Here is a 12,484-nt window from a genome sequence, read left to right on the forward strand (position 1 = left end):
CTTTGCTTACGCTTGCTTACGATCCGGTGGCGAAGACTGTCGGGGAGCTGACGCCGCTGCGCAGGCTGCCGTCGATGTAGGCGGTGCGGCAGGCGCGGCGGCCGATCTTGCCACTCGAAGTCCGAGGAATGGTCCCGGCCGACACCAACAGCACGTCCCGCACGGTCACTCCGTGCCCGACGGCGATGGCCGCCCGAATGTCATCGGCGATCGGCTGGTACTCGAGCTTGTGGGTACCCGCGGCGCGTTCGCCGACGATCACCAACTGCTCGGAGGTGTCCTCGGGGTCGAAGCTCAGTCCGGCATGCGGGTCGTCGAAGACCTTCTGCGGCAATTGGTTGGCCGGCACGGAGAAGGCCGCGACGTACCCGACCCGCAGCGCCTTGGTGGATTCTTGCGCCGTGTATTCGAGGTCCTGCGGGTAGTGGTTACGACCGTCGATGATGACCAGGTCCTTGATCCGGCCGGCGATGTAGAGGTGGCCCTTGAAGTAGGTCCCGTAGTCGCCGGTGCGCACCCACAAGCCATCGTCGGGAGCGCCCTCGGCATGCGACTCGGGAACCCGCGACTTGAGGATGTTGCGGAAGGTCTGGGCGGATTCTTCTTCCTTGCCCCAGTAGCCGATCCCCAGGTTGTTGCCGTGCAACCAGATCTCACCGATCTGGCCGTCCGGGAGCTCACTGGCCGTCTCGGTGTCGACGATGACCGCCCATTCATCGACACCGACCTTGCCCGCCGAAACCTGCGCGACGGCGTTTGGCGCGTCGGCGGCAACCTCGACGAAGCGCTGTTTGTTCAGCTCGTCGCGGTCGACGTGAATGACCGTCGGCACCTCGTCCATCGGTGTGGTGGAGACGAACAGGGTGGCCTCGGCCAAACCGTAGGACGGCTTGACCGCGGTCTCGCGCAGGCCGTAGGGCTCGAACGCCTTGAAGAACTTGCGCATCGAAGCCGGCGACACCGGCTCGCTGCCGTTCAGGATGCCCTTGACGTTGCTCAGGTCCAGTGGCGGTTCGTCGTCGCGGGGCACACCGCGCATCGCGGCGTGCTCGAACGCAAAGTTCGGCGCGGCCGAGAAGGTGCCGCCGGTCTCGCCCGGTTTGCGGGCGAGCTCACGGATCCAGCGCCCGGGCCGGCGCACGAACGCGGCCGGCGTCATGAAGGTGAAGCTGTGCCCGAGCACCGACGCCAACAGCACCGTGATCAGGCCCATATCGTGGAAGAACGGCAGCCAGCTGACCCCGCGGTCACCTTCCTGGCCTTCCAGCGCGTTGAGCACCTGCAGCACGTTGGTGGGCAGGTTCAGGTGGGTGATCTGCACGCCAGAGGGGACGCGGGTGGAGCCGGAGGTGTACTGCAGGTAGGCGGTGGTCAACTCGTTGGCTTCGGGTTGCTGCCAGGTGGAGGCGACCTCGGTTGGCACCGCGTCGACCGCGATCACGCGGGGCCGCTCTTTGGCCGACCGGCTGCGGATGAACTTCCGCACGCCCTCGGCGGAGTCGGTGGTGGTCAGGATGGTCGACGGCGTGCAGTCGTCGAGCACGGCGTGCAGGCGGCCGACGTGGCCCGGCTCGGCCGGGTCGAACAGCGGCACCGCGATCCGGCCGGAGTAGAGCGCACCGAAGAACGAGATGAGGTAGTCCAGGTTCTGCGGGCACAGGATCGCGATGCGGTCACCCGGCTGAGTCACCTGCTGCAGCCGCGCACCGACGGCGCGGTTGCGGGCGCTGAACTCCGACCACAAGATGTCGCGCTCGACACCGTCGCGCTCGGTGGAGAAGTCCAAGAAGCGGTAGGCCAGCTTGTCACCACGAACCCGTGCCCATTTCTCGACGTGACGAACCAGGTTCGTGTTCTCCGGGAACCTGATCTTTCCATTCACGATGAACGGGTTGTGGTACGCCATGGGGCCGTCTCCTGTCACAACACTGCTCAGTCGGCTACGCCGACGGGGTTACATTTCGGTCGGCTGGGCCGACGTTTTACATCTGTGCGCGGACCAGCCCTCGAGCGGCGCGCGCGAGCCACAGCTCGCGCGACGGTGCCAGCTTCGACCCGATGCGGCCTTCCACATGCTCTTAAATTTCTCTTAATGTTAAGGGGCGGGGCGCGACAGACCAAATCACAAGGTACCGCTGTTTGCGCCCGCCATCGCGAGCGAGTCGCTGTGTCCCCCTGGCGAGGCCCGCTGGCGGTCGCCGATCGCTACTACCGGGACTCGATCACCCGTGTTTGGGATGCGGTGCCTTGTCGATGAGTTCATGGGCCCAGTTCAGCGTCCACTCGGTAGCCGGCTCCCCATCGGAGCTCCAGAAGTCCGGGGTGGCATACATCGCGTGAACCGGCTGACCCGCTCCGCCGGCCAGGGTGTTCAGGGTGGTCGGCAGGTTGGCGGGGCTGAAAGCTTCTTGCGGGGCGGCGCAGATCAGGTCGCCCTCGGCGCAGATTTCGTTGGTCCGGTCATCGAGCGCACCGAATCCGCCGGGCCGGGGGCCGGTCATGGTCAATCCGAGCCCGGACAGCACCGGCACCTCGTGCAGGGTGATTTCGGCGCCTTCGCCCGGCGGGCTGGGCGGGATGTCGTTGCCCACCCCGGGCTGCCGGCGCCCGTCGGCAATCAGCGTCACACCCAGCACCAAGTCTTCGTCGACGGGTCCGCGGCCGTTGCCGATATCGCTGGCCACGTCGCCGGCGATCACTGCGCCCTGGGAAAACCCGACCAGTACGTAGCTGGTCAGGGGGCACCTGTTGTTCATGTCCGTCATTTCCGCGACCATCGCGCGGGTGCCTTCGGCCCGGCTGTCGTTATAGGACATCTGGCCGCCGGCACTCAACGGATTGTGGAACTGCGCGGTGTAGGGAACCGTGTAGGTCTGCACCCGGGATTCGGGGAAGTCCGTGGAGATCGGCCCGGTGACCTTGAGCAGCAACGCTTTGGGGAACGTCAGCGGGTTGAGCGGGTCATCCTGGGGCGATGACTCCCAGGTGCCCGGAACCGCGATCAACTGCACGTCGGGGCACGACGCATCCTGGAATGCCGGCCGGGGCTTGCGCGGGTGGGGGGTGGTGGGCGCCGGAGTCAAGATGCCCGGCGGTACCGCGCTCGGCGGGGTTTCGGAATGGCGCAGCAGGATCACCCCTGCCACGATGACCAACGCCACCACCGATGCCATCGCACCCGCGGCGACCCAGGCAAGGATCCGGTGTCGGCGTCTCCGCCGGGAGTTCGTGGCCATGTTCTCCTGCTGCAGGGTAGGTACTTATCAGTGTGGGTACAGGTGCTGGGGGCGGCGGTGTCGCGCCCGCTCACCACCCGAGCCACCCGAACTCACCCGCACCGCGTATTGACGCGGCGGTACCGCCCTTAGCTGCACTCCATACACGGTACCGGCTCACCACGGGGTTACTTCCCGGCTGACAGATACAGCGGGTGTCGGAGCAGCGCCGTCAGCCGAGGTCGTACGCCGGCCGGCTAGCGGATTGCGCCGACGATATCACCAGACATCGCACCCAGCTGCGCTGACCACGAGCCCCAGCCGTTGTCGCCGCCGCCCGGGAAATCAAAGTGGCCGTTGTGCCCGCCAACGTTGCGATACTGCTGGTAGAACGACCGGCTGTCGCCCATTGCCGCACCGGCCTGGCCGATCATGGCCGCGGGGTCACTGGCGCCCGGATTGGTCGGACTCCACACCCACACTCGGGTGTTGTTCTGCGCCAGCAGGGCGGCGTGGACCCACGGGTCGTGCCACTTCCACCGACCCAACTGTGGGGCACCCCACATGCCGTTGCCATCCACTCCGCCGAATTGCTGCATCCCGGCCAGGATCGCCCCGTTGGTGGTGGTGCTCGACGGGTACAAGAACCCGGACAGCGATCCGGCGAAACCGAACCGGTCGGGGTGGAATGCGGCCAGCGCCATCGCGCCGTAGCCGCCCTGGGACGCACCGACCGCGGCGTGGCCGCCGGGCGCCAGGCCCTTGTTGGCAGCCAGCCAATCGGGCAGCTCACTGGAGAGGAAGGTGTCCCACTGCTTGCTGCCGTCCTGTTCCCAGTCGGTGTACATGCTGAACGCGCCGCCCGCCGGCGCGACCACCGAGATTCCTTTGCCGCCGAGGGTGTTCATCGCGTTACCCGCGGTGACCCAGTTGCTGACATCGGGGCCGGCGTTGAAGGCGTCGAGAAGGTAGGCCGCGTGCGGCCCGCCGGCCAGGAAAGCCACCGGGATGTCTCGGCCCATTGCGCCCGAGGGGACCATCAGGGTCTCGTACGGAGCGGCGTTGGCCTTTCCGGTGGATCCCGTGGCCACCGTGATACCGCCCAACGTGACTGACAGCACGGCAACGCAGAGCAGCCGTATCACCACTGACACACCCCTCATGTCCACCTCCATCGTGTATCGCTGCGTGCTCACAGCAAGGCTCGGCCCGCACGTAGCTAACCACACCGGCTACGACCGGATAAAGGGGAGATAACGCCAGAAATGATTAACGGCGGCGACCCCTGAGGGCCGCCGCCGTTAATCGCTGTTCTGTTATTACGCCGAGCGCTTGGTACTAGGAGCCCTGGGTGTCACCGGTGTTGGGTGTCGCACCCAGCGTGTGCTGCAGGTCAAGCTTCATAGCGTTGAGCTGCGCACCCCAGTACTCCCAGCTGTGCGTGCCGTTGTCGTCGAAGTTCCACACGGCGTTGTGGCCACCGGCAGCGTTGTACGCGGCCTGGAACTTCATGTTGCTGGTCCGGACGAAGCCCTCCAGGAACTTCGCGGGCAGGTTGTCGCCACCCAGGTCAGACGGCTTGCCGTTACCGCAGTACACCCAGATCCGGGTGTTGTTGGCAACCAGCTTGCCGACCTGAAGCATCGGGTCGTTACGCGCCCAGGCCGGGTCGTCCTTCGGGCCCCACATGTCGGAAGCCTTGTAGCCGCCCGCGTCACCCATGGCCAGGCCGATCAGCGACGGGCCCATGCCCTGCGACGGGTCCAGCAGTGCCGACAGCGAGCCGGAGTACACGAACTGGTCGGGGTGGTAGGCCGCCAGGATCAGGGCCGACGAACCCGCCATCGACAGACCAACCACGCCGCTGCCGGTGGGCTTGACACCCTTGTTGGCCGACAGGTACTGCGGCAGCTCGCTGGTCAGGAAGGTCTCCCACTTGTAAGTGGTGCAGCCAGCCTTACCGCAAGCCGGGTTGTACCAATCCGAGTAGAAGCTGGACTGGCCACCGACCGGCATGGCGACCGAGATGCCCGACTGGTAGTACCACTCGAACGCGGGGGTGTTGATGTCCCAACCGCTGAAGTCGTCCTGCGCACGCATGCCGTCCAGCAGGTACAGCGCCGGAGAGTTGGCGCCACCGCTTTGGAACTGGACCTTGATGTTGCGGCCCATCGCCACCGAGGGCACCTGCAGGTATTCCACCGGCAGGCCCGGCCGCGAAAACGCACTCGCGGTCGCCGAGCCGCCGACGAAGCCGACCAGACCCGATAGCAGGGCCGCGCCAACGGCTCCCACCATGAGTCGACGCGACGTACCCGTCACGGCGCCACGAAACCTGTCAACAAGCTTCATCCTTGCTTCCTCATCCTCATTCATTTAGGCGCATCCGGTTAGATCGGGCGCATCCTCAACTAGGTCAGACTGCGCGCGCTGGGCCGCAGTGCCCGTGTAGTCAACCACATCTTTGGGCCGATCCTCTCATCGAAGACGGCGCGCAGTTCGTTACCCAGCGGGGATCCGGACCGATTTTTCGGACCCGCCCGCCACCGCAACGTTGCATTTTCGCACGTGCCCGCGGTTCCGTGCGCGCGGGTGACAGATCAAATGTGATGTTTCTGTCAGTATCCGATCAAACCAGGGTCAGCCCCGGCGTGCGGTGCGATCGAATCCGACCCAAATATTTACCAAACCGAATATTGCGCCGCGCAGCGGCACCCCCAAAACGGTCCGGCGCCACTACCGACTTGCTCATTCCCGAGGCGGGGCGGGCGGGACGTCGGGCACCTCGAGGCCACACCTGACCAGCTCATACAGCGGCACCCGGTTGATCCGGTACCGGGTGAACTCAAACGAGTGCACCACGTTGGACACGAACCGGTGCAGGCTCATCGGTGCCCGCACCGAGTTCAGCACCGCCTGGGTGGCGGGGCATCGCAGGGCGGCCTCGGCCTGCGCGACCCACTGCTGATCGAGGTAGGCGGGGACACCCGGATACCACTTCACCCACGGACCGTCGGCGATCACCCAGTCCGGGAACAGGTTCTTGTCGTGGCCGATACGGCCATGCTCGAGCCGCTCGGTGTGCGCGGCCAGCGGGTTTGCCAGACCGATCTGGTCCAGCACCCGGACGTCGAGCCCGACGTTCATGCCAACCATGCCCAAGTTGGTGAAAAACACCGTGTGCTGCGGCTTTTCGCTGGCCGGGATGCCGGGGGCCGATCCGGGCTTGATCATCAGCACCAGATCCCACTGGGTGTAATTGCCCGACGGCAACAGCAACGCCCCGTCCGGGGTGTTGTTGAGCGCCGTCAGAATGGCGGCCATCCGCGGGTAGTCGAGGTAGTCGGCGGCGGTCAGCGGGTGCGCGTGCCCGGTGGCCTGAGCGTAGAAACGGCGCTCATCGACGATCCCCGAATAGCTGACGTGGGTGGCGTCGTCACCCATCCCCGGCGAATTCGCCGCCCACAGTGACCAGCCCGCAACGCCCAACCACAGCACGCTGACGGCACCGGCCACCCAGTAGCCGGTCTCACGCGAATAGTCCTTGCCATCGGGCACGACCAGGGGAATGACGGCGACGGGCGCCAGCACGCAGAACAGCGGCGCCAACAGCACCCGGCCATGCATGAAGTCGCCACCCTGGCGAATCCAGTACAGCGCCTGCAGTACGCCACTGCCGACCATGAAGACCACCACCGCGGTCGGGCTCTGCACCGCGCGGGCAAACCGTCCGTAATCGGGTGCCAGCACCGGGCGCAGGAACGCGGGCCGCCGCCGCGCGAACATCACGACCACTCCCAGCGGCACCACCAGCACCAGCGGCAGCCAAAGCGCATACGGCCGGTTGAAGTTCGTCAGGTAGACCATGCCCTGCGACCATTTGTCCCCCGCGGCGTCTTTGGCCAGCGCCGTGCCGGGAACCAGCAAGCCGTAGTAGCCCATCCGGAAGATCTGGTAGGCCACCGGCAGCAACCCACCGGCGAGCACGATCAACCCGCGACGACGCCAACTGCGGGCCGCGATCAGCATCATGATCAGGGCCAGCCCACCGATCAGCGCCAGCTCCGGGCGCACCAGCACACTGCATCCGGCGACGAAGGCCAGCAGGCCGATGAAGACCGGGTTGTCCGAGCGACCCCGCAGCGGCTGCGACCAGCAGACCATCATCCACCACAGCAGTCCCAGGTAGGCCAGCACCAGACCGCTTTCCAGGCCGGACGTCGCGAAGTCACGCGCCGGGGGTACCGCGATGTAAACCAGCGCCCCCGCGGGCAACATGATCGCCCGACGGCCGCGCAGGCTCGGCGCATACAGCCGGCCGGCGCCCAGCATCACCAGCACCACACCCAGCACCGACAGCGTCAGCGCTACCGCCAGCGCGACGTACTCGAGCCGCATCGGCCCGCCGACCCAGCTCGCCGCGTAGAGCAGATAGGTCCACACCGTCGAGGTGTTGGCCTCCACCCGTTCGCCCATGTTGAACACCGGCCCGTTGCCGGCCAACAGATTGCGCACCGTGCGCAGCACGATGAGTCCGTCATCGGCGATCCAGCGTCGTTGCCAGGCTCCCCACCCGAACAGCAGGGCAATGATCGCCACACCGATCCACAGGCTGATCCGGACCCAGGGGTCATACGGAAACGCCGGCCACCTGATTGGCCGCAGCACTGGCCGCCGTGCCAGCGCACCGGCCTGCAGGGCCTTGAGTCTGGAGCTAGCCGAAGGCAACAGCGGCCCCAACTGTTCCTATCCACGCCAGCGCCAACAGCTGCAACACCCGGTCCCGCAGGGCGATCTCCTCGGGCTCCCCGGCCAATCCCCCGTCGACATCGACCGCGTAGCGCAGGATGGCGATGGTGAACGGCACCATCGACGCCGCGAACCAGGATCCCGAGTAGTTGTCCCGCTCGAACGCCCACAGCCCGTAACACACCACCACGGCGGTGGCCGACAACGTCCAGACGAACCGCAGATAGGTACTCGTATAGCTTTCCAGCGACTTGCGGATCGCCGCACCGGTGCGCTCGGCGAGCTGCAGCTCGGCGTAACGCTTGCCGGCCACCATGAACAGCGACCCGAACGCCGCCGTCAGCAGGAACCACTGCGACAACCGGATGTCGGTGGCCGCGCCGCCGGCGATGGCGCGGATCAAATACGCCGATGACACGATGCAGATGTCGATCACCGCTTGGTGCTTGAGGCCGAAGCAGTAGCCCAACTGCATGGCGAGATAAACGACCATCACCACGGCCAGGCTCGGGGTCAACCACCAGGCCAGCCCCAGTGACGTCACGCCCAGCGCCACCGCCAACGTGTACGCCAGCCATTCGGGCACCACGCCGGCGGCGATGGGGCGAAACCTCTTGGTGGGGTGCTCCCGATCCGCCTCGACGTCTCGCACGTCGTTGATCAGATAGATGGCCGAGGCGGCCAGGCTGAACACCACGAAGGCCACCAAGACCTCGAACAGCACTTCCGCGTAGCCGTACCGGACCCCGCGGCCCGCCGCGGCCAGCGGGGCGGCCAGCACGAGCACGTTCTTCACCCACTGACGTGGGCGCATCGCCTTGACCACACCGGCCACCAGGTTGGTCGGGGGTCCGGTCACCACGTCTTCGCTCATAGCGACATACCTTTTGTCGAGACCTTGTCGAGTCGCGCGGCGATGGCCGCGACGCTGGCACCCACGGCGACGCCGGCGGCCACGTCGCTGGGATAGTGCACCCCCAGCAGTATTCGAGACAGGGCCATCGGCGGCACCAACACCGCCGCGCCCGCAGCTTCGGACACCCCGGCCGCCCTGCTGAGCAGGATGGCCGCGGCGGCCGTCGAGGTGGCGTGCGCGGACGGGAAACTCAGCTTGCTGGGCGTGCCGACGTTGACCGTCACGGCCGGGTCATGGGGCCGTTTGCGCCGCACCACCCGCTTGATCACCACGGCGGCGGCGTGCGCGACGAAGGTGCCGGCCCCCGCGACCACCCACTCCCGGCGCCGGCTCGGGAACAGCATCGCGCCCAGCGCCGACACCAGCAGCCAGCCCACGCTGTGCTCGCCGAAGTGGGAGAGCCCGCGCGCCGTGCCCAGCACCCCGGGGCGATCAGCCAGTGCCGACTGAACCGCGACGATCGCCGCGGCTTCACCGCGCGGTGGCGCCGGTTCAGGCATGCTCGGGCTCGTGGCTCGTCGCCGGCAGCAGCGCCGTCTCCCATTTCTGCTTGCTCGACAGCACCGGCAACGCGTTGCGGTAGGTCCTGCGCATCTCGTCGAATCGCTTGGACAGCTCCCGCTGACGGCGCAGCGACTGCCACAGCAGTGAGAGCATCTTGGCCCGGTCGCGCTGCCGATAGACCACGCCACACCCGTCGGCCGTCGTCACGGTGACGCCGTCGACCGTGCACAGCCGGAACCAGCGGGCGTCTTGGGTCGGCACGTTGAATTCCGGGCGGCCATGGTGGGCCGGGTCGGCGGTCTTGAGGTTGTGCAAGATGCCGCGGGCCAACCGGTAGCCGATCGTCACCGGGTTGGTGGGGGGCTTGTTCACGATGTTCTTGTGCAATGGCGGGGGCAGCTCACTGGCCGCGGGCAGCACCACCGCATCAGGGTAGGACTTGCGAATGCGGTGCACTTCCGGCAGCGCCGATTCCAGGATCGAGAAGATGTGTTCGGGGCCGGCGAGGAAGTCGTCGATGGCCTTGTTCTGGATCTCCACCGTCGAATACTCGAGGCAAGCGAGGTGTTTCAGCGTCGCCTTGAGGTGACTGCGGACCAGTCCGGTGACGTCACCGTCCCAGTGCATGGCCGCGACCACCAGCCGGTTGCGCAGATGGAAATAGGCCTGCCAGTCGATGGCATCGTCCTTGTCGCTCCAAGCCATGTGCCACACCGCCGCCCCCGGCAGGGTGACGGTGGGGTAACCGTGTTCGGCGGCCCGTAGCCCGTAGTCCGCGTCGTCCCATTTGATGAACAACGGCAGTGGCTGGCCCAGCTCCTCGGCCACCTGCCGCGGGATCATGCAGGTCCACCAGCCGTTGTAGTCGACGTCGATGCGCCGGTGCAGCAGCTTGCTCTTGTCTTCGTTGTCGTTCAACGGGTATTCGGCGAAGTCGTGGTCATACTCGGCGTGCGAGGCCGCGGTCCACATGAAGTTCGCCCGGTTCACCACTTCGCCCATGATGTGCAGGTGTGACGGCTCCTGCAGGTTGAGCATCTGCCCACCCACCAGCATCGGGCTCTTGGCGAAGCGGTGCATCGCCAGCACCCGCAGGATCGAGTCCGGCTCGATGCGGATGTCGTCATCCATGAACAAGATCTGCTGGCAGTCGGTGTTCTTCAGCGCCTCGTACATGACCCTGCTGTAGCCACCGGAACCGCCCAGGTTGGGCTGGTCATGGATGGAGAGCCGGTCGCCCAAGCGGGCTGCGGCGGCCGGGAAGTCCGGGTGATCGCGCACTTTGCGGGTGCCTTGGTCCGGCACGATCACCGCGCCGACGACCTCGTCCACCAAGGGGTCCGCGGTGAGTTCGCGTAACGCGTTGGCACAGTCCGCGGGGCGGTTGAACGTCGGGATGCCGACCGCGATGTTGGCCGTTCCCGGCGCGGGCTCGGCCGCGTACCAGCCCGCGTTGAGCAAGGTCACCGCGGTGTCGGTGGTGATGTCGAACCAGATCCAGCCGCCGTCTTCAAACGGCGTCAGCGCCACCTCGATCTCGAGCACGGCCGGCTTGTCCTCATCACCGGCAAATGCGCGCCCTTCGACGAAGATGCGCGCTCCGGTGGCCTTGGTCCGGTAGACGTCGACGCGCCCGGCACCGGACAACTCGACGCGCAGCACCACGGACTTACAGATCGACCAGCGTCGCCAGTAGCTGGCCGGAAACGCATTGAAGTAGGTGGCGAAGGAGACCTCGGATTCCGGACCGATCTGCAGCGAGGTCCGGCTGGTCGCATGCGCGCGCCGAGCGTTGGTGGTCGACTCCTCGAGGTACAGCTTGCGCACGTCGAGCGGTTCGCCCGGACGCGGCAGGATGACTCGGGACAAAAGGCTTACGGCACTCATCCGCGCGCACTCTCCTCGGCCGGCGGTTCCGCCAGCGGTCTACCGTCGCGCAGGTGCGGCGCGAGGACGTTGTCATACATGCTCAAAGCGCTGGCAATGGCCATATGCATATCCAGATATTGATAGGTGCCCAAGCGCCCGCCGAACAGAACCTTCGATGACGCGGTCTCGGACTTCGCCCGGGTCCGGTAGGCGGCCAACAGGGCGCGGTCGGCCTCGGTGTTGATCGGATAGTAGGGCTCGTCCTCGTCTTCGGCGAACCGGGAATACTCGCGCATGATCACCGTCTGGTCCGACGGGTATTCGCGCTCGGGATGGAAGTGGCGGAATTCGTGGATGCGGGTGTAGGGGACGTCGAGATCGTTGTAGTTCATCACCGACGTGCCCTGGAAGTCTCCGATCGGCAGCACTTCCACGTCGAAGTCCAGGGTGCGCCAGCCCAGCCGGCCTTCGGCGTAGTCGAAGTAGCGGTCTAGCGGGCCGGTGTATACGACGGGAGCCTCGGGGTTGGCCGCGCGCAACTCGTCGCGGACGTCGAACCAGTCGCTGTCGAGCCGGACCTCGATGCGGTCGTCGGCGGCCATGTTCTGCAGCCACGCGGTGTAGCCGTCGACGGGCAATCCCTCGTAGGTGTCACTGAAGTACCGGTTGTCGAAGGTGTAGCGCACCGGCAGGCGGGTGATGTTCGCCGCCGGCAGCTGCTTCGGGTCGGTCTGCCACTGTTTGGCGGTGTACCCCTTGACGAACGCCTCATACAGCGGGCGCCCGATCAGGGAGATGGCTTTCTCCTCGAGATTCTGGGCGTCGGCGGTATCGATCTCGGCGGCCTGCTCGGCGATGAGTTGGCGCGCTTCGGCGGGACTGCAGTACTTGCCGAAGAACTGCGAGACCAGACCCAGCCCCATCGGGAACTGATAGGCCTGCCCGTTGTGCATCGCGAACACCCGGTGGCGATAGTCGGTGAAGTCGGTGAACTGCCCCACGTAGTCCCACACCTTCTTATTGGAGGTGTGAAACAGGTGCGCACCGTACTTGTGGACTTCGATACCGGTCTGCGGCTCGGGTTCGGAATATGCATTACCGCCGATGTGCGGGCGCCGCTCGACAACCAGGACACGCTTGCCGAGTTGGGTAGCCACGCGCTCGGCGATCGTCAGGCCGAAAAATCCGGAGCCGACGACGAAGAGGTCAAAGCGTGCGGTCATCGGTTGCC

General features: G+C 66.3%; 9 protein-coding genes. All 9 read right to left on the reverse strand.

Going from position 1 to position 12,484, the window contains the following annotated elements; all coding sequences use genetic code 11:
• Positions 1-16 precede the first annotated feature (16 nt).
• The gene (gene fadD32 / locus CKW46_RS01745) at positions 17-1,906 is read right to left on the reverse strand and encodes a long-chain-fatty-acid--AMP ligase FadD32 (protein ID WP_012396868.1); all 1,890 of its coding nucleotides are present in this window, start codon (positions 1,904-1,906) and stop codon (positions 17-19) included.
• Positions 1,907-2,222: 316 nt separating this feature from the next.
• Entirely contained in the window at positions 2,223-3,236 is a 1,014-nt protein-coding gene (culp6, locus tag CKW46_RS01750; RefSeq protein WP_015357637.1) for a carboxylesterase Culp6, read from the reverse strand.
• 236 nt (positions 3,237-3,472) lie between these two features.
• Positions 3,473-4,378: an esterase family protein gene (locus CKW46_RS01755; protein ID WP_012396869.1), complete on the reverse strand. Its 906-nt coding sequence runs from the start codon at positions 4,376-4,378 to the stop codon at positions 3,473-3,475.
• Positions 4,379-4,553: 175 nt separating this feature from the next.
• Positions 4,554-5,567 carry a diacylglycerol acyltransferase/mycolyltransferase Ag85A gene (gene ag85A / locus CKW46_RS01760; protein ID WP_482052716.1) on the reverse strand — a complete coding sequence of 338 codons (1,014 nt, stop codon included), beginning with the start codon at positions 5,565-5,567 and terminating at the stop codon, positions 4,554-4,556.
• 396 nt (positions 5,568-5,963) lie between these two features.
• Positions 5,964-7,955 (reverse strand): terminal beta-(1->2)-arabinofuranosyltransferase, encoded by a 1,992-nt coding sequence (aftB, locus tag CKW46_RS01765; RefSeq protein WP_482052717.1) that lies wholly within the window; start codon positions 7,953-7,955, stop codon positions 5,964-5,966.
• Positions 7,930-8,838 (reverse strand): decaprenyl-phosphate phosphoribosyltransferase, encoded by a 909-nt coding sequence (locus CKW46_RS01770; RefSeq protein WP_011742458.1) that lies wholly within the window; start codon positions 8,836-8,838, stop codon positions 7,930-7,932. The genes aftB and CKW46_RS01770 overlap by 26 nt, the downstream gene beginning before the upstream one ends.
• Positions 8,835-9,380 (reverse strand): phosphatase PAP2 family protein, encoded by a 546-nt coding sequence (locus CKW46_RS01775; RefSeq protein ID WP_015357640.1) that lies wholly within the window; start codon positions 9,378-9,380, stop codon positions 8,835-8,837. Before CKW46_RS01775 ends, CKW46_RS01770 begins: the two co-directional genes overlap by 4 nt.
• Entirely contained in the window at positions 9,373-11,271 is a 1,899-nt protein-coding gene (locus tag CKW46_RS01780; protein ID WP_012396873.1) for a glycosyltransferase, read from the reverse strand. Before CKW46_RS01780 ends, CKW46_RS01775 begins: the two co-directional genes overlap by 8 nt.
• Entirely contained in the window at positions 11,268-12,476 is a 1,209-nt protein-coding gene (gene glf / locus CKW46_RS01785; protein ID WP_240274411.1) for a UDP-galactopyranose mutase, read from the reverse strand. Before glf ends, CKW46_RS01780 begins: the two co-directional genes overlap by 4 nt.
• Positions 12,477-12,484: the final 8 nt, after the last annotated feature.

This window comes from Mycobacterium liflandii (genome assembly GCF_022354805.1).
Lineage (GTDB): Bacteria > Actinomycetota > Actinomycetes > Mycobacteriales > Mycobacteriaceae > Mycobacterium > Mycobacterium marinum.